This is a genomic window from Embleya scabrispora DSM 41855, assembly GCF_000372745.1.
Classification (GTDB): Bacteria; Actinomycetota; Actinomycetes; order Streptomycetales; family Streptomycetaceae; genus Embleya; species Embleya scabrispora.
The window spans coordinates 19,724-38,492 of record NZ_KB889717.1 but is presented as its reverse complement, the minus strand read 5'-3'; the positions used below and the strand labels follow the sequence as shown (position 1 = coordinate 38,492).

Genomic DNA, 18,769 nt, shown 5'->3' with positions numbered 1-18,769 from the left:
CACCCGAAGCCCGCGTCCGGCGCCCACCCGAAGCCCGGGCCCGGCTCTCACCCGAAGCCCGCGTCCAGCGCCCACCCGAAGCCCGGGCCCGGCGCCCACCCGAAGCCCGGGCCCGATGCCGGCCCGGAGTCCGGCGCCACGCCGAAGCCCGCGTCCGGCGCTGCTCCGGAGCCCGATGTCCACCCGAAGCCCGGCCCCCACAACGCCCCAAAGCCCAACGCCGCCCCGGCGTCCGCCCCCGGAGCCGCCCCAAAGCCCGGCGCGCGCCCGAAGCCCGGACCCGGCGCCCGCCCGAAGGCCGCCCCCGACGCCGACCCGAAGCCCACCCCCCGCCGTCACCCCGAGGCGACGCCGGAGGGCGAGTCCGAGGTCAAGCCCGATGAGTCGGCGTGAACTCGCAGTCCATGTGTTTGATGCCGTTGATGAAGCTCGAACGCAGCCGCTGGGGCTCGCCGACCATGCGGATGTCCGGCAGTCGGCCCAGCAACTCCCGGAACAACAGGGTGATCTCGCGGCGAGCCAGGTGCGCGCCCAAGCAGAAGTGTGGGCCGCGTGCACCGAAGCCGACATGCGGGTTCGGGTCGCGGGTGATGTCGAAGCGCCGGGGGTCGGCGAACACCGCCTCGTCCCGGTTCGCCGACCAGTAGAACAGCAGCAGCTTGTCGCCGTCGCGCACCGGCTTGCCGTTCAGGTCGGTGTCCCGGGTGGCGGTGCGCCGCATCCACACCACCGGGGACGCGAGCCGGACGATCTCCTCCACGGCGGTCGGTGCGTACCGCTCGAAGTCCGAGAGCCAGAGCCCGCGTTGGTCCGGATTCTCGGTCAGCAGCCACAGACCGTGCGAGATGGCGTTGCGAGTGGTCTCGTTGCCCGCGGCCAGCAACAGGATGAAGAACGAGGCGAGTTCGTCCGTGGTCAGGCTCTCTCCGTCGATCTGCGCGTTCACCAGGGCCGAGGTGACGTCCTCGGTCGGCGTGCCGCGTCGGAATTCGGCCAAGTCCTTCATCAGTTCGGCGAGTTCGGCGCCTGCGGTGAGCAGTGCCTCGATGTGGCCGCCGCCCTCCTGGGGCACGTACTCCGGGTCCGCGACGCCGAGGATCACATTCGAGCGGTCGAAGACGAAACGGTGTTCTTTCTCCGGTATGCCCATCATGTCGCAGATGACCCGGAGTGGGAGTCGGGCCGCGACGTCGGTGACGAAATCGCATGAGCCGCGCTCGGCCACCTCGTCGACGATGGTTTTGGCGGTGCGGTCCACGTCGTCCGAGAACTTCTTGATCATCCTGGGCGTGAACGTGCGGGCGACGATCCGGCGCAGCCGCTGGTGCCGGGGATCGTCCATTTCGATCATGGAACCGAAGAACTCACCGAATCCCGGCGGGAAATCGGGAATGTGGGTCGCGCCGCGACCCGAACAGAAGTCCTCGGGTCGGCGGCTGGCCTCGGCGACGTCCGCGTGCCGGGTCAGCGCCCAGAAGCCGGGGCCGGGCTCCAACGGGCTTTCCGGCTCCGGGTAGTACGGCATCGGCCATGTCTCGCGCAGGTAGGCGAAGCCCGCCTCGCGGGCGGCCGGCGGCCCCGACCAGAAGTCCAGGTCGGCGAGCGGGACCTGCGCCGGCCAGGTCCGAGGATTGGGGTCGGTGGTGCTCGGTCCAGCCGTCTCGGCCGTCATGCCGGTCACTCCGATCACGCGTTGTTACTCGCGGGTTCGGTATCAGTGCAGCACACATGCGTTCGCCGATCCAGGGCTCTCAGGTGGTGATCGCGCCGCCGTTGACCTGGATGGTCTGGCCGGTGATCCACGCCGCTTCGTCGGAGGCGAGGAAGACGCAGGTCGCGCCCGCGTCCTCGGGGGTGCCGAGCCGGCCGACCGGGATGTGCTTGGCCTGTTCGGCGGTGTGCGCGAGGTCGCGGCCGCTGGGACGGGGGTCCATCAGGCCCAGTGCGACGGTGTTCGCGGTCACGCCGTCGCGGGCGCTCTCCATCGCGAGGTGGCGCATGAACGCGATGGCGCCGCCCTTCGCGGCCCCGTACAGCGAGATGCCGAACGACTGGCCGCTGACGCCCGCGGCCGACGCGATGGTGATCACTCGCCCGAAGCGGCGCGCGCACATCCCGTCCAGCACCGCCTTCGTGCAGGCCATCACGCCGAACAGGTTGACGTCGGCGAAGCGTTGCCAGTCCTCGGGCACGCTTTGGCGGAACTTGGTCGGGCGAAATCCCTCGGCGCCACCGTTGCCCGCGTTGTTGACCAGGATGTCGATCGGCGCGACGGTGCGTTCGAAGGTGCGTACGGCCACCAGCGCGGCCTGCGGGTCGGTCACGTCGAACGCGGCGGTGAACGCCCGGCCACCCGCCGCGCGGATCTCGGCGCAGGTGTGTTCGGCACGCTCGGGGTCGAGGTCGTTCACCGCGACGATCGCACCCTGCGCGGCGAGCAGGCGGGCGATGCCCGCGCCGACACCCCGGCCCGCGCCGGTGACCATTGCCGACCTGCCGTCGAGTGCGAACACGCGGGTCCCCCGGGGTGATCGATGAGCTCGACGGCGGCATCGGCGCACGGCGTCGATCTTGACGCGCGCAGCCAATCACCGGCCTCTACACGTGTCAATGCTGGACTCCATCAATTACCTTCTGTGGGTCGGGATGCACACCTAGACTGTGGAACGCCCGCCTCCGCCATACGAAACCGTATGGCGTTGCTTCCCTTCCGGAGGACTCGTCCAGTGCCCCCGTCAGCCGAGTCGCCCACTCCCTCCTCGGAACGACACGAGTCGCGGCATCACGTCCAGACCGCGCTCGAACGCCTGATCCGACTCCAGCAGAGCCGTCGCGTGCACGGCGAACTCACCAGCGCCTCGCGCGCGCAGGTCTCGCAGCCGGCGGTGGTGTTGCTGACCCGGTTGCAGGCGGGCGGCGGCGGGCTGGCCATCGGCGATCTGGCCAAGCTCGCCCGGATGGACATGTCGCTGGTCAGCCGGGAGTTGCGCAAACTGGAGGCGGACGAACTGGTCACCCGGACCACCGACACGCGCGACGGTCGGATCACCCGGGTGGGACTGACTCCCAAGGGTCGAGGTGTGGTCCGGCGGCTGCGCCGGGTGCGCGACCGGCACTTCGAGGAGGCGCTGTCCGGTTGGACGGACGACGACCTCGCCACGCTCGGCACGTTGATGGGCCGCTTCGTCGACGACCTGTCCGCCGTCCGCTATCGCGAGGCCGACGAGCCGGGCTGATTCCGCGCCCGGGTCCCCCTTCGCCCCGCCGGGCGTCCCACCTTCCCCATCCGCCCCCTTTGCACGGCCCGGCTGGACACGGTACGTGTGTCCAGCAGACTGTGTCGCGAGACCGGGTGGTTGCCTTGCGCCGGGTCGAACCCGTGTCGTGCCGGCAACCGTTACCGGTCGCGGCACCCGCGCGCCCACCGGCGCGCACGCCGACGTGCGGCGGTTGGACGAGGTGGGAAGAGGGGGACGCACCGTGGGAGAGCTGCACTGGGCCGGCCACGACCGTGCCCGGGTCGCATGAGCGCGGTATTGCGCGGCACCGGGGCCGCACCCGGTTCCGCGGTCGGCCGGCTCGTGGTGGCCCGGATCGGGGCGGGCGGCCCGGTGACTCCGGCGGCGCCGGCCGACATTCCGGAGGCGCTGGACACCGTGGCCCGGCACATGGACGACCTGGCCGGCGCGCTGCGCACCCGCGGGCGGTCGGCGGAGGCGGACATCGTCGAGTTCGCCGCCCTGATCGCGCGTGACCGCGAACTGCGCGACGGTGCCGCGCGACACCTCGCGACGGGCCTGGCGCCGGTCGACGCGCTGGCCGCGGCCGTACACGACTTCGCCGATCTGCTGGCCGGCTTCGACGACGAACTGATCGCCGAGCGTGCGGTGGACGTGCGTGACGTGGGCCGGCAGGCCGAGGCGCTGCTGTGCGGCGAGGACCCGACCGGCGGGCAACTCCCGGGCGGAGCACCGGCGGTGCTGGTCGGTGCCGAACTGGCGGCGATGGATCTGCTGCGCGGTCCGCGGCCGGCGGCGGCGGTTTCCGAGCGGGGCGGGACGACCGGGCATCTGGCCATCGTGGCCCGGTCGTTGGGGATACCGCTGGTCCTGGGCATCCCGGTGGCGGCGCTGGCCGACCTGGCCGAGGAGCTGATCCTGGTGGACGGCGAGGCGGGCACGGTGGAGGCCAACGCGGGCGCGCGGGTGCGTACGATCCCGGCGCCTCGGCGGGTGCCCGGTGGCGGCGCGGGGCAGGCGATGACCCGGGACGGGCGGCGCATCCGGGTCAGGGCGAACGTGGCGACCGTCTCGGACGCGCTCGCGGCGGCCGAGGCGGGCTCCGAGGGGGTCGGTCTGTTGCGTACCGAACTGCCCTTCCTGACCGAGGAGTCGGACTGGCCGGACGAGGAGCGGCAAGTAGCCGTGCTGGCGCCGGTGTTGGCCGCCGTGCCGCCGGGGCCGGTCGTGGTGCGCACCCTGGACTTCACCGGCGACAAACGACCGCCGTTCCTGCGCGACCGGCGCATCACACTGCCCGGATCGGACGCGCTGACCGCGCAGTTGCGCGGGATCATGCGCGCGGCGGCCGAGACGGGGGTGGAGGTCGCGCTGTTGTTGCCGATGGTCGACCATCCCCGGCGGATCAAGCACGTCCGGGGACTGCTCGCCGCCGCGTGCGCGCAGTTGGGCCTGGCCCCGCCGCCGCTGGGCGCGATGGTGGAACTGCCCCAGGTACTCGACCGGGTGGACGACCTCGCCGAGCACGCCGACTTCCTGTCGCTGGGCACCAACGACCTGACCTCCCGGCTGCTCGGGTTGAGCCGGGACGACCCGCGGCTGACCCCCGCCTCGGCGGCCCACCCGCGCGTGTTGGACGCCATCGCGCAGACCATCCGGGCCGGGCACGCGCGCGGTCGCGCGGTGTCGTTGTGTGGGGACGCGGCGGCGGATCCGGCGGTGCTGCCGCATCTGGTCCGGCTCGGCTGCGACGCGGTGTCGGTGGCGCCGACCGCGCTGTCGCGGGTGCGGGCTGCGGTGCGGGCGCACTGACGCGCGCCGCCGGGAGCGGGATCGGGGCCGGTGTGGGCCGGTCGGCGTCCGAGAGCCGGGCGCGGTGTCCGGGGACCGAGATCAGCGGACAATTCGATGGGGTCGATCGGGGCCGGCTCGGATAATGCGGACATGGGAAAGACGTACGCACATATCGACGGCCGCCTGCGCGAGTTCATCGAGGCCCAGCCGGTGTTCTTCGTGGCGAGCGCTCCACTGGCCGAGGACGGGCACGTCAACGTGTCGCCCAAGGGCCGCTCCGGCACGCTCGCCGTGCTGGACGATACGACGGTGGCCTACCTGGACTTCGGCGGCAGCCATGCCGAGACCATCGCGCACCTGCGGGAGAACGGCCGGATCACACTGATGTGGTGTGCGTTCGAGGGCCCGCCGAAGATCGTCCGGGTGCACGGCGTCGGCGAGGCGGTCTTCCGTGACGATCCGCGCTTCCCCGACCTGGTGGCCCGGTTCGGCGACGCGGACGCGGGCGGGCTGCGGGCGGTCGTGGTGGTGCGCGCGACGCTGATCAGCGATACCTGCGGCTACGCGGTCCCGTTCATGGACTACCGCGAGGAGCGCACGCTGCACGACGAATTCATGTCTCGCAAGACCGACGCGGAGTTCGTCGAGTACACCGGCAGCAAGCCCTACAACGTGGCCAGCATCGACGGCCTCCCCGCCGTCCCGCTGCCTCTGCCCCTGCGCGGCTAGGTGTACTGCCCACAGAGGTTGGGCCACCGGCTGCGGACGCCGGTGCGGAGCCGGGGTCTGTGTCGCGTGACCGATCGACGGTTTGGCGGCTACCGTGCTACACAGAGTGCGGGTTCGTGCGACCGAGCCGGGGGGCGACGGTGACCGACGAGATCGAGACCGTGATCACGTGCCACTACCACCGCGCTTTCGGCCGCATCGTTCGCTACCGCCTCGAATCGGGACTGGGCACCGTGTTGGACCGTCGCGCGACCGGGGCGAGGAGCCCGCGCTGTGTCGGGCACTTCGGTGAGCTCTCCGGGATCCCGGTCGCGCTGTACCGGCACCACGGCGCTTCCTGGCTTCAGGTCGCCCGCCGGCGGATCCGGGTCGTGCCGTGCCTGGAACCGCATTGGCGGCGCGTCGACGATCACGGCCCGAATACTCCCCGGCGCCGGCTGCGGATCGACGCCAACGGGGTCGAGCTGTTCGACCTCTGCTACGAGATCGAGCCGTGGTGGTACGAGTTCGACTTCACGCCCCATGTCGAGGAGGAGGACTTCGACTACGGCCTGTTCGTCGCCGACATGCTGCGCTCGCCGAGTCGATGGGCGCCGCTGGGGGACTGAGCGGGCGGGCCGGCTCAGCCGGCGTGGGGACCGCCCTGTTGGGGGTATTGCGTGTACGGGTTCGGGGTCTGGGGCGGGTAGCCGGTGGGCGGCTGCGGGGGGCCGACCGGGTATTGGCTCGGGGGTTGCGGCGGCTGCGAGGGCTGACCCGGGTACTGGTTCGGGACCTGCGGCGGCTGTGAAGCCTGGCCCGGGTACTGGCTCTGCTGCGGTGCGTACTGGTTGGGCACCTGGCCGGCGTAGGGCTGCTGTTGGGCGCCGGAGGCGGCGTGCGCGTCGATGAGGAAGCGGAAGATCCATTCGCCTTCGGCGCGCCACGGGCGGGGGAAGTTGAGCTTGGCTGGGCGGTCCTTGCCGGGGAACCAGAAGTGCATCCGGCTCCAGGTCGCGTTGATCTTCAGATCGGAGAGCAACGCGCCGGCCTGGGCGTGGGTCAGCGCGTAGGCGACCTCCTTGGGCCTGCTGGAGAGTGCGCTCGCCTTGTGGAACATCACTCCCTGCTGGGTGACCGTGAAGAAGTAGTAGTCGGACATCGACGCCCCGATCAATGCGCCGATCCCGCCGAACAACGCGAAGAACATCGGGTTCGGGCCGCGGACGACGAACATCGTGGCGAGTGGCTGGTCGCCCGGATTGGCCGCGGTCACCGCCTCCGCGATCTGCCGTTGCATCGTTGCCTTGCGGACCGCCATGTGCGTCGCCTCCCCGTGGAGCCACCACCGCGGTTGCGGTAGGGCGATCAGAGGCTAACGGTGCGACCGGGCCCGTGGTCGCGGTCGGGCAAACAATCCCGGTCCGATCCGAGCGCTCCGGATCACCGGTTGCCGCCGAGCGCAATGCGAGCGGCACCCGCGACGGGAGGCGACCGGGCACCGTGTGCGGGAGGACATCGCCGCCGCCACAAGGAGGAACCACATGAGCGGGCTCGGGGACGTCCCTCTCGTGGACGCCGTACGCCCGCACATCGGGCACTGCGGCGGCGCGCTCGCCGGGGTGCGGCCGGACGGCCCGGCACGGCCGTGCGGCGTCGGGCGGTCACGCGCGGGTACTTCTCCGAGGGCGACCGCCACGCGGAGCGCTCTTCGCAGTGGTTCCGTCGACTCGGCGTGAGACGCTGATCGCCGTGCGGGAGGAATCGGGCTCCTGCCGCTTCGACGTGCACATCCAGGGTGAGCAGGAGACCGTTTTCCTTGCTGTTCGACGCTGATTCAGCCGATGCGGTCGACGCGGGACTGCCGGCGCCGGTCCGGCCCCCGACTCGGCCGCCGCCGAGCACGTGCACCCGGGCGCGACCGGACGGGCGGTTCGTGTCCGAGCGGCCGGTCCGCGGGTGGGCCGGCGAGCTCGGCAAGGACGCGGCGCGGGGTCTGCTCGGCGAGGCATTCCGGACCTCGGCGCGGACCGGCCGACACCTTCGTGATCTGCTGGGGCGGTTGAACGAGGCGGTTTTCGATTCGGCCGCCTGGATCGGCTCGGCCCCGGCCCTGATCGACCGGGCGCTCGCGCACCATCGCACCGTGTTCCAAGAGAAGGACCAATGACGATCGCCACGCTCAACCACCGCTTCGACGGCCCGGCCGACGCCCCGGTGTTGATCCTCGGCCCCTCGCTGGGCACCGAACTGGGCATGTGGGACGCACAGATCCCGGAGTTGTCCCGGCACCACCGGATACTGCGCTACGACCTGCGCGGACACGGCACATCCCACCCGCTGCCGGGTACGGCCTCGGTCGGCGACCTGGTCGGCGACGTGCTCACGTTGGCCGACTCGTACGGCATCAAACGGTTCGCCTATGCCGGCGTCTCGCTCGGCGGCGCGGTCGGCCTGTGGATGGGCGTGCATCACCCCGAGCGGCTGACCGCCCTGATCGCGTGCTGCACCTCGGCGCGCTTCGGTGAGCCGCAGGCGTGGTTGGACCGGGCCGCGACGGTGCGCTCACAGGGCATGCGGCAGTTGGCGGACACGGTGATCCAGCGCTGGTTCACCCCCGAATACGTCACGCGCGAGCCGGCGGCCGTGCAGCGGATCCTGGACATGCTGTACGCGTGTCCGCCGGGGGGCTACGCGGGCTGCTGCGATGCGCTGGCGCACTACGACCTGCGTGCGGAGTTGGGCCGGATCGCGGTGCCCACGCTGGTGATCGGCGCGGATCGGGACCCGTCGACGCCGCTTGAGCACGCGCACGAGCTGGCCGCCAAGATTCCCGGGGCCACGCTGGTCGAGGTCGCCGACGCGGCGCACCTGGCGAACATCCAGCAGGCCGAGACCGTCACCTCGGCGATGTGCGCGCACCTGGCGGCTGTGGGCGGATGAACGCGGGCGCCGCGCTCGCGCCCGGCGGCGGTGGACGTGCTGCGTGATGCAAGGCGCTCCCCCCGGAGCCGCCGCGCGAGCGGGTGCTGACCCAAGCCGTTGGTGGGGCGCGCGACGCGGATACGGCTGCGGGCGGGGACTGTCACCCACGTGGGTGACAGTCCCCGCCCGCAGCCGTATCCGCGTCGCGCGCCCCACCAACGGCTTGGGTCAGCACCCGCTCGCGCGGCGGCTCCGGGGGGAGCGCCTTGCATCACGCAGCACGTCCACCGCCGCCGGGCGCGAGCGCGGCGCCCGCGTTCATCCGCCCACAGCCGCCAGGTGCGCGCACATCGCCGAGGTGACGGTCTCGGCCTGCTGGATGTTCGCCAGGTGCGCCGCGTCGGCGACCTCGACCAGCGTGGCCCCGGGAATCTTGGCGGCCAGCTCGTGCGCGTGCTCAAGCGGCGTCGACGGGTCCCGATCCGCGCCGATCACCAGCGTGGGCACCGCGATCCGGCCCAACTCCGCACGCAGGTCGTAGTGCGCCAGCGCATCGCAGCAGCCCGCGTAGCCCCCCGGCGGACACGCGTACAGCATGTCCAGGATCCGCTGCACGGCCGCCGGCTCGCGCGTGACGTATTCGGGGGTGAACCAGCGCTGGATCACCGTGTCCGCCAACTGCCGCATGCCCTGTGAGCGCACCGTCGCGGCCCGGTCCAACCACGCCTGCGGCTCACCGAAGCGCGCCGAGGTGCAGCACGCGATCAGGGCGGTCAGCCGCTCGGGGTGATGCACGCCCATCCACAGGCCGACCGCGCCGCCGAGCGAGACGCCGGCATAGGCGAACCGTTTGATGCCGTACGAGTCGGCCAACGTGAGCACGTCGCCGACCAGGTCGCCGACCGAGGCCGTACCCGGCAGCGGGTGGGATGTGCCGTGTCCGCGCAGGTCGTAGCGCAGTATCCGGTGGTGCCGGGACAACTCCGGGATCTGTGCGTCCCACATGCCCAGTTCGGTGCCCAGCGAGGGGCCGAGGATCAACACCGGGGCGTCGGCCGGGCCGTCGAAGCGGTGGTTGAGCGTGGCGATCGTCATTGGTCCTTCTCTTGGAACACGGTGCGATGGTGCGCGAGCGCCCGGTCGATCAGGGCCGGGGCCGAGCCGATCCAGGCGGCCGAATCGAAAACCGCCTCGTTCAACCGCCCCAGCAGATCACGAAGGTGTCGGCCGGTCCGCGCCGAGGTCCGGAATGCCTCGCCGAGCAGACCCCGCGCCGCGTCCTTGCCGAGCTCGCCGGCCCACCCGCGGACCGGCCGCTCGGACACGAACCGCCCGTCCGGTCGCGCCCGGGTGCACGTGCTCGGCGGCGGCCGAGTCGGGGGCCGGACCGGCGCCGGCAGTCCCGCGTCGACCGCATCGGCTGAATCAGCGTCGAACAGCAAGGAAAACGGTCTCCTGCTCACCCTGGATGTGCACGTCGAAGCGGCAGGAGCCCGATTCCTCCCGCACGGCGATCAGCGTCTCACGCCGAGTCGACGGAACCACTGCGAAGAGCGCTCCGCGTGGCGGTCGCCCTCGGAGAAGTACCCGCGCGTGACCGCCCGACGCCGCACGGCCGTGCCGGGCCGTCCGGCCGCACCCCGGCGAGCGCGCCGCCGCAGTGCCCGATGTGCGGGCGTACGGCGTCCACGAGAGGGACGTCCCCGAGCCCGCTCATGTGGTTCCTCCTTGTGGCGGCGGCGATGTCCTCCCGCACACGGTGCCCGGTCGCCTCCCGTCGCGGGTGCCGCTCGCATTGCGCTCGGCGGCAACCGGTGATCCGGAGCGCTCGGATCGGACCGGGATTGTTTGCCCGACCGCGACCACGGGCCCGGTCGCACCGTTAGCCTCTGATCGCCCTACCGCAACCGCGGTGGTGGCTCCACGGGGAGGCGACGCACATGGCGGTCCGCAAGGCAACGATGCAACGGCAGATCGCGGAGGCGGTGACCGCGGCCAATCCGGGCGACCAGCCACTCGCCACGATGTTCGTCGTCCGCGGCCCGAACCCGATGTTCTTCGCGTTGTTCGGCGGGATCGGCGCATTGATCGGGGCGTCGATGTCCGACTACTACTTCTTCACGGTCACCCAGCAGGGAGTGATGTTCCACAAGGCGAGCGCACTCTCCAGCAGGCCCAAGGAGGTCGCCTACGCGCTGACCCACGCCCAGGCCGGCGCGTTGCTCTCCGATCTGAAGATCAACGCGACCTGGAGCCGGATGCACTTCTGGTTCCCCGGCAAGGACCGCCCAGCCAAGCTCAACTTCCCCCGCCCGTGGCGCGCCGAAGGCGAATGGATCTTCCGCTTCCTCATCGACGCGCACGCCGCCTCCGGCGCCCAACAGCAGCCCTACGCCGGCCAGGTGCCCAACCAGTACGCACCGCAGCAGAGCCAGTACCCGGGCCAGGCTTCACAGCCGCCGCAGGTCCCGAACCAGTACCCGGGTCAGCCCTCGCAGCCGCCGCAACCCCCGAGCCAATACCCGGTCGGCCCCCCGCAGCCGCCCACCGGCTACCCGCCCCAGACCCCGAACCCGTACACGCAATACCCCCAACAGGGCGGTCCCCACGCCGGCTGAGCCGGCCCGCCCGCTCAGTCCCCCAGCGGCGCCCATCGACTCGGCGAGCGCAGCATGTCGGCGACGAACAGGCCGTAGTCGAAGTCCTCCTCCTCGACATGGGGCGTGAAGTCGAACTCGTACCACCACGGCTCGATCTCGTAGCAGAGGTCGAACAGCTCGACCCCGTTGGCGTCGATCCGCAGCCGGCGCCGGGGAGTATTCGGGCCGTGATCGTCGACGCGCCGCCAATGCGGTTCCAGGCACGGCACGACCCGGATCCGCCGGCGGGCGACCTGAAGCCAGGAAGCGCCGTGGTGCCGGTACAGCGCGACCGGGATCCCGGAGAGCTCACCGAAGTGCCCGACACAGCGCGGGCTCCTCGCCCCGGTCGCGCGACGGTCCAACACGGTGCCCAGTCCCGATTCGAGGCGGTAGCGAACGATGCGGCCGAAAGCGCGGTGGTAGTGGCACGTGATCACGGTCTCGATCTCGTCGGTCACCGTCGCCCCCCGGCTCGGTCGCACGAACCCGCACTCTGTGTAGCACGGTAGCCGCCAAACCGTCGATCGGTCACGCGACACAGACCCCGGCTCCGCACCGGCGTCCGCAGCCGGTGGCCCAACCTCTGTGGGCAGTACACCTAGCCGCGCAGGGGCAGAGGCAGCGGGACGGCGGGGAGGCCGTCGATGCTGGCCACGTTGTAGGGCTTGCTGCCGGTGTACTCGACGAACTCCGCGTCGGTCTTGCGAGACATGAATTCGTCGTGCAGCGTGCGCTCCTCGCGGTAGTCCATGAACGGGACCGCGTAGCCGCAGGTATCGCTGATCAGCGTCGCGCGCACCACCACGACCGCCCGCAGCCCGCCCGCGTCCGCGTCGCCGAACCGGGCCACCAGGTCGGGGAAGCGCGGATCGTCACGGAAGACCGCCTCGCCGACGCCGTGCACCCGGACGATCTTCGGCGGGCCCTCGAACGCACACCACATCAGTGTGATCCGGCCGTTCTCCCGCAGGTGCGCGATGGTCTCGGCATGGCTGCCGCCGAAGTCCAGGTAGGCCACCGTCGTATCGTCCAGCACGGCGAGCGTGCCGGAGCGGCCCTTGGGCGACACGTTGACGTGCCCGTCCTCGGCCAGTGGAGCGCTCGCCACGAAGAACACCGGCTGGGCCTCGATGAACTCGCGCAGGCGGCCGTCGATATGTGCGTACGTCTTTCCCATGTCCGCATTATCCGAGCCGGCCCCGATCGACCCCATCGAATTGTCCGCTGATCTCGGTCCCCGGACACCGCGCCCGGCTCTCGGACGCCGACCGGCCCACACCGGCCCCGATCCCGCTCCCGGCGGCGCGCGTCAGTGCGCCCGCACCGCAGCCCGCACCCGCGACAGCGCGGTCGGCGCCACCGACACCGCGTCGCAGCCGAGCCGGACCAGATGCGGCAGCACCGCCGGATCCGCCGCCGCGTCCCCACACAACGACACCGCGCGACCGCGCGCGTGCCCGGCCCGGATGGTCTGCGCGATGGCGTCCAACACGCGCGGGTGGGCCGCCGAGGCGGGGGTCAGCCGCGGGTCGTCCCGGCTCAACCCGAGCAGCCGGGAGGTCAGGTCGTTGGTGCCCAGCGACAGGAAGTCGGCGTGCTCGGCGAGGTCGTCCACCCGGTCGAGTACCTGGGGCAGTTCCACCATCGCGCCCAGCGGCGGCGGGGCCAGGCCCAACTGCGCGCACGCGGCGGCGAGCAGTCCCCGGACGTGCTTGATCCGCCGGGGATGGTCGACCATCGGCAACAACAGCGCGACCTCCACCCCCGTCTCGGCCGCCGCGCGCATGATCCCGCGCAACTGCGCGGTCAGCGCGTCCGATCCGGGCAGTGTGATGCGCCGGTCGCGCAGGAACGGCGGTCGTTTGTCGCCGGTGAAGTCCAGGGTGCGCACCACGACCGGCCCCGGCGGCACGGCGGCCAACACCGGCGCCAGCACGGCTACTTGCCGCTCCTCGTCCGGCCAGTCCGACTCCTCGGTCAGGAAGGGCAGTTCGGTACGCAACAGACCGACCCCCTCGGAGCCCGCCTCGGCCGCCGCGAGCGCGTCCGAGACGGTCGCCACGTTCGCCCTGACCCGGATGCGCCGCCCGTCCCGGGTCATCGCCTGCCCCGCGCCGCCACCGGGCACCCGCCGAGGCGCCGGGATCGTACGCACCCGCGCGCCCGCGTTGGCCTCCACCGTGCCCGCCTCGCCGTCCACCAGGATCAGCTCCTCGGCCAGGTCGGCCAGCGCCGCCACCGGGATGCCCAGGACCAGCGGTATCCCCAACGACCGGGCCACGATGGCCAGATGCCCGGTCGTCCCGCCCCGCTCGGAAACCGCCGCCGCCGGCCGCGGACCGCGCAGCAGATCCATCGCCGCCAGTTCGGCACCGACCAGCACCGCCGGTGCTCCGCCCGGGAGTTGCCCGCCGGTCGGGTCCTCGCCGCACAGCAGCGCCTCGGCCTGCCGGCCCACGTCACGCACGTCCACCGCACGCTCGGCGATCAGTTCGTCGTCGAAGCCGGCCAGCAGATCGGCGAAGTCGTGTACGGCCGCGGCCAGCGCGTCGACCGGCGCCAGGCCCGTCGCGAGGTGTCGCGCGGCACCGTCGCGCAGTTCGCGGTCACGCGCGATCAGGGCGGCGAACTCGACGATGTCCGCCTCCGCCGACCGCCCGCGGGTGCGCAGCGCGCCGGCCAGGTCGTCCATGTGCCGGGCCACGGTGTCCAGCGCCTCCGGAATGTCGGCCGGCGCCGCCGGAGTCACCGGGCCGCCCGCCCCGATCCGGGCCACCACGAGCCGGCCGACCGCGGAACCGGGTGCGGCCCCGGTGCCGCGCAATACCGCGCTCATGCGACCCGGGCACGGTCGTGGCCGGCCCAGTGCAGCTCTCCCACGGTGCGTCCCCCTCTTCCCACCTCGTCCAACCGCCGCACGTCGGCGTGCGCGCCGGTGGGCGCGCGGGTGCCGCGACCGGTAACGGTTGCCGGCACGACACGGGTTCGACCCGGCGCAAGGCAACCACCCGGTCTCGCGACACAGTCTGCTGGACACACGTACCGTGTCCAGCCGGGCCGTGCAAAGGGGGCGGATGGGGAAGGTGGGACGCCCGGCGGGGCGAAGGGGGACCCGGGCGCGGAATCAGCCCGGCTCGTCGGCCTCGCGATAGCGGACGGCGGACAGGTCGTCGACGAAGCGGCCCATCAACGTGCCGAGCGTGGCGAGGTCGTCGTCCGTCCAACCGGACAGCGCCTCCTCGAAGTGCCGGTCGCGCACCCGGCGCAGCCGCCGGACCACACCTCGACCCTTGGGAGTCAGTCCCACCCGGGTGATCCGACCGTCGCGCGTGTCGGTGGTCCGGGTGACCAGTTCGTCCGCCTCCAGTTTGCGCAACTCCCGGCTGACCAGCGACATGTCCATCCGGGCGAGCTTGGCCAGATCGCCGATGGCCAGCCCGCCGCCGCCCGCCTGCAACCGGGTCAGCAACACCACCGCCGGCTGCGAGACCTGCGCGCGCGAGGCGCTGGTGAGTTCGCCGTGCACGCGACGGCTCTGCTGGAGTCGGATCAGGCGTTCGAGCGCGGTCTGGACGTGATGCCGCGACTCGTGTCGTTCCGAGGAGGGAGTGGGCGACTCGGCTGACGGGGGCACTGGACGAGTCCTCCGGAAGGGAAGCAACGCCATACGGTTTCGTATGGCGGAGGCGGGCGTTCCACAGTCTAGGTGTGCATCCCGACCCACAGAAGGTAATTGATGGAGTCCAGCATTGACACGTGTAGAGGCCGGTGATTGGCTGCGCGCGTCAAGATCGACGCCGTGCGCCGATGCCGCCGTCGAGCTCATCGATCACCCCGGGGGACCCGCGTGTTCGCACTCGACGGCAGGTCGGCAATGGTCACCGGCGCGGGCCGGGGTGTCGGCGCGGGCATCGCCCGCCTGCTCGCCGCGCAGGGTGCGATCGTCGCGGTGAACGACCTCGACCCCGAGCGTGCCGAACACACCTGCGCCGAGATCCGCGCGGCGGGTGGCCGGGCGTTCACCGCCGCGTTCGACGTGACCGACCCGCAGGCCGCGCTGGTGGCCGTACGCACCTTCGAACGCACCGTCGCGCCGATCGACATCCTGGTCAACAACGCGGGCAACGGTGGCGCCGAGGGATTTCGCCCGACCAAGTTCCGCCAAAGCGTGCCCGAGGACTGGCAACGCTTCGCCGACGTCAACCTGTTCGGCGTGATGGCCTGCACGAAGGCGGTGCTGGACGGGATGTGCGCGCGCCGCTTCGGGCGAGTGATCACCATCGCGTCGGCCGCGGGCGTCAGCGGCCAGTCGTTCGGCATCTCGCTGTACGGGGCCGCGAAGGGCGGCGCCATCGCGTTCATGCGCCACCTCGCGATGGAGAGCGCCCGCGACGGCGTGACCGCGAACACCGTCGCACTGGGCCTGATGGACCCCCGTCCCAGCGGCCGCGACCTCGCGCACACCGCCGAACAGGCCAAGCACATCCCGGTCGGCCGGCTCGGCACCCCCGAGGACGCGGGCGCGACCTGCGTCTTCCTCGCCTCCGACGAAGCGGCGTGGATCACCGGCCAGACCATCCAGGTCAACGGCGGCGCGATCACCACCTGAGAGCCCTGGATCGGCGAACGCATGTGTGCTGCACTGATACCGAACCCGCGAGTAACAACGCGTGATCGGAGTGACCGGCATGACGGCCGAGACGGCTGGACCGAGCACCACCGACCCCAATCCTCGGACCTGGCCGGCGCAGGTCCCGCTCGCCGACCTGGACTTCTGGTCGGGGCCGCCGGCCGCCCGCGAGGCGGGCTTCGCCTACCTGCGCGAGACATGGCCGATGCCGTACTACCCGGAGCCGGAAAGCCCGTTGGAGCCCGGCCCCGGCTTCTGGGCGCTGACCCGGCACGCGGACGTCGCCGAGGCCAGCCGCCGACCCGAGGACTTCTGTTCGGGTCGCGGCGCGACCCACATTCCCGATTTCCCGCCGGGATTCGGTGAGTTCTTCGGTTCCATGATCGAAATGGACGATCCCCGGCACCAGCGGCTGCGCCGGATCGTCGCCCGCACGTTCACGCCCAGGATGATCAAGAAGTTCTCGGACGACGTGGACCGCACCGCCAAAACCATCGTCGACGAGGTGGCCGAGCGCGGCTCATGCGATTTCGTCACCGACGTCGCGGCCCGACTCCCACTCCGGGTCATCTGCGACATGATGGGCATACCGGAGAAAGAACACCGTTTCGTCTTCGACCGCTCGAATGTGATCCTCGGCGTCGCGGACCCGGAGTACGTGCCCCAGGAGGGCGGCGGCCACATCGAGGCACTGCTCACCGCAGGCGCCGAACTCGCCGAACTGATGAAGGACTTGGCCGAATTCCGACGCGGCACGCCGACCGAGGACGTCACCTCGGCCCTGGTGAACGCGCAGATCGACGGAGAGAGCCTGACCACGGACGAACTCGCCTCGTTCTTCATCCTGTTGCTGGCCGCGGGCAACGAGACCACTCGCAACGCCATCTCGCACGGTCTGTGGCTGCTGACCGAGAATCCGGACCAACGCGGGCTCTGGCTCTCGGACTTCGAGCGGTACGCACCGACCGCCGTGGAGGAGATCGTCCGGCTCGCGTCCCCGGTGGTGTGGATGCGGCGCACCGCCACCCGGGACACCGACCTGAACGGCAAGCCGGTGCGCGACGGCGACAAGCTGCTGCTGTTCTACTGGTCGGCGAACCGGGACGAGGCGGTGTTCGCCGACCCCCGGCGCTTCGACATCACCCGCGACCCGAACCCGCATGTCGGCTTCGGTGCACGCGGCCCACACTTCTGCTTGGGCGCGCACCTGGCTCGCCGCGAGATCACCCTGTTGTTCCGGGAGTTGCTGGGCCGACTGCCGGACATCCGCATGGTCGGCGAGCCCCAGCGGCTGCGTTCGAGCTTCATCAACGGCATCAAACACATGGACTGCGAGTTCACGCCGACTCATCGGGCTTGACCTCGGACTCGCCCTCCGGCGTCGCCTCGGGGTGACGGCGGGGGGTGGGCTTCGGGTCGGCGTCGGGGGCGGCCTTCGGGCGGGCGCCGGGTCCGGGCTTCGGGCGCGCGCCGGGCTTTGGGGCGGCTCCGGGGGCGGACGCCGGGGCGGCGTTGGGCTTTGGGGCGTTGTGGGGGCCGGGCTTCGGGTGGACATCGGGCTCCGGAGCAGCGCCGGACGCGGGCTTCGGCGTGGCGCCGGACTCCGGGCCGGCATCGGGCCCGGGCTTCGGGTGGGCGCCGGGCCCGGGCTTCGGGTGGGCGCTGGACGCGGGCTTCGGGTGAGAGCCGGGCCCGGGCTTCGGGTGGGCGCCGGACGCGGGCTTCGGGTGGGCGCCGGACGCGGGCTTCGGGTGGGCGCCGGACGCGGGCTTCGGGTGAGCATCGGGCCCAGGCTTCGGGTGGGCATCGGACGCGGGCTTCGGACGGTGGCCGGACTCCGGGGCGGCGCCGGGCCCAGGCTTCGGGTGGGCGCCGGGCTCGGGCTTCGGGTGGGCATCGGGCCCGGGCTTCGGGGGGTGGCCGGACTCCGGGGCGGCGCCGGACGCGGGCTTCGGGTGAGCGCCGGGCCCGGGCTTCGGGTGGGCATCGGGCTCCGGAACGGCGCCGGACCCGGGCGCAGGGCGCGCATCGGGCTTTCGGGCGGTGTCGGAGGCGGAGTGCGGGCCGGCGCCGGGCTTGGGAATCGGGCGGGCGCCGGGCTCCCGGGTGGCGTCGGGGGCGGGCTTCGGGGCGGCGTCGGACGCCGGCGGGGACGGGGGCGCGGCTTCGGGCGCGGGGGCCGCCTCGCCCTTGGCCCGAGTCGCCTGCTTCGCCCCGCCCGGGGCGGTCGCGGGAGGGGCGGTCGGGACCGGAGCCGCCGTCGGGTCGATCAGCGCGTCGATTTGTTCGGCGGCCGGCACCTTGCCCTCGGGCGTCACCGCATCCACCACCCGCGGCAGCGTCGCCGCGAGCGCCGCGGCGGTCTCCTCCTTGGTCATCCCGGCCTGGCCGGCGAGGCGGACCATCTCGTCCTCACCGAGTGCATCGGTGAGTTCCTTGCCGCTCACCGGCTGATTGCGACCGGTCTCCACCCAGGACTTGGTGTGCTCACCCAGGCCGCCCGCCTGGAGCTTGTGCAACAGCGCGCCCAGCCCACCGGAGCTGCCCTGCTTGGTCAGCATGCTCAGTACCACCCGCACCAGCCCCTGGTCACCGCTGCCGCCCCGCCCACCGAGAAGCCCGCCCAGAAGGCCGCCGAGTCCACCGGGAAGGTCCATTCCACCGTCGCTCATCCGTCTTCTCCCTGCGCAGGTCGCCACATCCGGCTCTCATAGTGGGGTAAATAGGACATCACTTCGCGGTGGCACGTCGGCAGTACGCCCATCGAGCGACGAAGCCACCCTCCCCGGCAGCGCGGCAGCACGTACCGGACAACCCTCGGAGAACCAGCC

Annotated in this window: 19 protein-coding genes; 9 read left to right on the top strand and 10 right to left on the bottom strand. The window is 72.0% G+C overall.

Annotation, left to right across the window (positions count from 1 at the left end; all coding sequences use genetic code 11):
* Positions 1 to 370 precede the first annotated feature (370 nt).
* Together A3IC_RS0144065 and A3IC_RS0144060 are read right to left on the bottom strand one after the other, a co-directional pair.
* Positions 371 to 1,672, bottom strand: a complete 1,302-nt coding sequence (locus A3IC_RS0144065; protein ID WP_040878293.1) for a cytochrome P450 — start codon at positions 1,670 to 1,672, stop codon at positions 371 to 373.
* A 79-nt stretch (positions 1,673 to 1,751) separates the two neighbouring features.
* Positions 1,752 to 2,513: an SDR family NAD(P)-dependent oxidoreductase gene (locus A3IC_RS0144060; RefSeq protein ID WP_020556439.1), complete on the bottom strand. Its 762-nt coding sequence runs from the start codon at positions 2,511 to 2,513 to the stop codon at positions 1,752 to 1,754.
* A gap of 213 nt (positions 2,514 to 2,726) precedes the next feature.
* Between A3IC_RS0144060 and A3IC_RS68045 the strand changes: the two genes are divergently transcribed.
* From A3IC_RS68045 to A3IC_RS0144040, 4 genes are all read left to right on the top strand, one after another.
* Positions 2,727 to 3,236 (top strand): MarR family winged helix-turn-helix transcriptional regulator, encoded by a 510-nt coding sequence (locus A3IC_RS68045; RefSeq protein WP_052174067.1) that lies wholly within the window; start codon positions 2,727 to 2,729, stop codon positions 3,234 to 3,236.
* Positions 3,237 to 3,524: 288 nt separating this feature from the next.
* A complete protein-coding gene (locus tag A3IC_RS60050; RefSeq protein WP_020556441.1) occupies positions 3,525 to 5,051 on the top strand; it encodes a putative PEP-binding protein in 1,527 nt (508 codons plus the stop codon).
* A 132-nt stretch (positions 5,052 to 5,183) separates the two neighbouring features.
* The gene (locus A3IC_RS0144045) at positions 5,184 to 5,762 is read left to right on the top strand and encodes a pyridoxamine 5'-phosphate oxidase family protein (protein WP_020556442.1); all 579 of its coding nucleotides are present in this window, start codon (positions 5,184 to 5,186) and stop codon (positions 5,760 to 5,762) included.
* A gap of 140 nt (positions 5,763 to 5,902) precedes the next feature.
* Complete coding sequence (locus A3IC_RS0144040) at positions 5,903 to 6,370, top strand: hypothetical protein (protein WP_020556443.1); 468 nt, start codon at positions 5,903 to 5,905, stop codon at positions 6,368 to 6,370.
* Between the two features lie 14 nt (positions 6,371 to 6,384).
* Here A3IC_RS0144040 and A3IC_RS0144035 read toward each other — a convergent pair whose 3' ends face one another.
* Positions 6,385 to 7,062 (bottom strand): hypothetical protein, encoded by a 678-nt coding sequence (locus tag A3IC_RS0144035; RefSeq protein ID WP_020556444.1) that lies wholly within the window; start codon positions 7,060 to 7,062, stop codon positions 6,385 to 6,387.
* Between the two features lie 615 nt (positions 7,063 to 7,677).
* On the opposite strand from A3IC_RS0144035, the gene A3IC_RS0144030 reads away from it, so the two are divergent.
* Both A3IC_RS0144030 and pcaD (A3IC_RS0144025) read left to right on the top strand, forming a co-directional pair.
* Positions 7,678 to 7,911 (top strand): hypothetical protein, encoded by a 234-nt coding sequence (locus A3IC_RS0144030; RefSeq protein ID WP_158696343.1) that lies wholly within the window; start codon positions 7,678 to 7,680, stop codon positions 7,909 to 7,911.
* Positions 7,908 to 8,684, top strand: coding sequence for a 3-oxoadipate enol-lactonase (gene pcaD / locus A3IC_RS0144025; protein WP_020556446.1), 777 nt, complete (start codon positions 7,908 to 7,910; stop codon positions 8,682 to 8,684). The genes A3IC_RS0144030 and pcaD (A3IC_RS0144025) overlap by 4 nt, the downstream gene beginning before the upstream one ends.
* A 300-nt stretch (positions 8,685 to 8,984) precedes the next feature.
* Here the strand turns inward: pcaD (A3IC_RS0144025) and pcaD (A3IC_RS0144020) are convergent, their stop codons facing one another.
* Together pcaD (A3IC_RS0144020) and A3IC_RS0144015 are read right to left on the bottom strand one after the other, a co-directional pair.
* Positions 8,985 to 9,761 (bottom strand): 3-oxoadipate enol-lactonase, encoded by a 777-nt coding sequence (gene pcaD / locus A3IC_RS0144020; RefSeq protein WP_020556446.1) that lies wholly within the window; start codon positions 9,759 to 9,761, stop codon positions 8,985 to 8,987.
* Positions 9,758 to 9,991 carry a hypothetical protein gene (locus A3IC_RS0144015; RefSeq protein WP_158696343.1) on the bottom strand — a complete coding sequence of 78 codons (234 nt, stop codon included), beginning with the start codon at positions 9,989 to 9,991 and terminating at the stop codon, positions 9,758 to 9,760. Before A3IC_RS0144015 ends, pcaD (A3IC_RS0144020) begins: the two co-directional genes overlap by 4 nt.
* A 615-nt stretch (positions 9,992 to 10,606) precedes the next feature.
* On the opposite strand from A3IC_RS0144015, the gene A3IC_RS0144010 reads away from it, so the two are divergent.
* Entirely contained in the window at positions 10,607 to 11,284 is a 678-nt protein-coding gene (locus tag A3IC_RS0144010; RefSeq protein WP_020556444.1) for a hypothetical protein, read from the top strand.
* A 14-nt stretch (positions 11,285 to 11,298) separates the two neighbouring features.
* Here the strand turns inward: A3IC_RS0144010 and A3IC_RS0144005 are convergent, their stop codons facing one another.
* The 4 genes from A3IC_RS0144005 to A3IC_RS68030 form a co-directional block, all read right to left on the bottom strand.
* Complete coding sequence (locus tag A3IC_RS0144005; RefSeq protein ID WP_020556443.1) at positions 11,299 to 11,766, bottom strand: hypothetical protein; 468 nt, start codon at positions 11,764 to 11,766, stop codon at positions 11,299 to 11,301.
* 140 nt (positions 11,767 to 11,906) lie between these two features.
* Positions 11,907 to 12,485 carry a pyridoxamine 5'-phosphate oxidase family protein gene (locus A3IC_RS0144000; protein WP_020556442.1) on the bottom strand — a complete coding sequence of 193 codons (579 nt, stop codon included), beginning with the start codon at positions 12,483 to 12,485 and terminating at the stop codon, positions 11,907 to 11,909.
* Positions 12,486 to 12,617: 132 nt separating this feature from the next.
* Positions 12,618 to 14,144 carry a putative PEP-binding protein gene (locus tag A3IC_RS60045; protein ID WP_020556441.1) on the bottom strand — a complete coding sequence of 509 codons (1,527 nt, stop codon included), beginning with the start codon at positions 14,142 to 14,144 and terminating at the stop codon, positions 12,618 to 12,620.
* 288 nt (positions 14,145 to 14,432) lie between these two features.
* Positions 14,433 to 14,942: a MarR family winged helix-turn-helix transcriptional regulator gene (locus tag A3IC_RS68030; protein WP_052174067.1), complete on the bottom strand. Its 510-nt coding sequence runs from the start codon at positions 14,940 to 14,942 to the stop codon at positions 14,433 to 14,435.
* A 213-nt stretch (positions 14,943 to 15,155) separates the two neighbouring features.
* On the opposite strand from A3IC_RS68030, the gene A3IC_RS0143985 reads away from it, so the two are divergent.
* A complete protein-coding gene (locus A3IC_RS0143985; RefSeq protein WP_020556439.1) occupies positions 15,156 to 15,917 on the top strand; it encodes an SDR family NAD(P)-dependent oxidoreductase in 762 nt (253 codons plus the stop codon).
* A gap of 79 nt (positions 15,918 to 15,996) precedes the next feature.
* On the top strand, positions 15,997 to 17,298 hold the full coding sequence (locus A3IC_RS0143980; protein ID WP_040878293.1) for a cytochrome P450: 1,302 nt from the start codon (positions 15,997 to 15,999) through the stop codon (positions 17,296 to 17,298).
* Here the strand turns inward: A3IC_RS0143980 and A3IC_RS63445 are convergent.
* Complete coding sequence (locus A3IC_RS63445) at positions 17,276 to 18,610, bottom strand: YidB family protein (protein ID WP_079027075.1); 1,335 nt, start codon at positions 18,608 to 18,610, stop codon at positions 17,276 to 17,278. The two genes, A3IC_RS0143980 and A3IC_RS63445, sit on opposite strands and share 23 nt — an antisense overlap.
* Positions 18,611 to 18,769: the final 159 nt, after the last annotated feature.

Excerpts from the sequence above, each read along its gene's own strand:
- A3IC_RS0144010 (WP_020556444.1), top strand. The coding sequence starts at position 10,607 with ATGGCGGTCCGCAAGGCAACGATGCAACGGCAGATCGCGGAGGCGGTG.
- A3IC_RS0144035 (WP_020556444.1), bottom strand. The coding sequence starts at position 7,062 with ATGGCGGTCCGCAAGGCAACGATGCAACGGCAGATCGCGGAGGCGGTG.
- pcaD (WP_020556446.1), top strand. The coding sequence starts at position 7,908 with ATGACGATCGCCACGCTCAACCACCGCTTCGACGGCCCGGCCGACGCC.
- A3IC_RS60045 (WP_020556441.1), bottom strand. The coding sequence starts at position 14,144 with ATGAGCGCGGTATTGCGCGGCACCGGGGCCGCACCCGGTTCCGCGGTC.
- A3IC_RS60050 (WP_020556441.1), top strand. The coding sequence starts at position 3,525 with ATGAGCGCGGTATTGCGCGGCACCGGGGCCGCACCCGGTTCCGCGGTC.
- A3IC_RS63445 (WP_079027075.1), bottom strand. The coding sequence starts at position 18,610 with ATGAGCGACGGTGGAATGGACCTTCCCGGTGGACTCGGCGGCCTTCTG.
- A3IC_RS0144065 (WP_040878293.1), bottom strand. The coding sequence starts at position 1,672 with ATGACGGCCGAGACGGCTGGACCGAGCACCACCGACCCCAATCCTCGG.
- A3IC_RS0144045 (WP_020556442.1), top strand. The coding sequence starts at position 5,184 with ATGGGAAAGACGTACGCACATATCGACGGCCGCCTGCGCGAGTTCATC.
- A3IC_RS0143980 (WP_040878293.1), top strand. The coding sequence starts at position 15,997 with ATGACGGCCGAGACGGCTGGACCGAGCACCACCGACCCCAATCCTCGG.
- A3IC_RS0144000 (WP_020556442.1), bottom strand. The coding sequence starts at position 12,485 with ATGGGAAAGACGTACGCACATATCGACGGCCGCCTGCGCGAGTTCATC.
- pcaD (WP_020556446.1), bottom strand. The coding sequence starts at position 9,761 with ATGACGATCGCCACGCTCAACCACCGCTTCGACGGCCCGGCCGACGCC.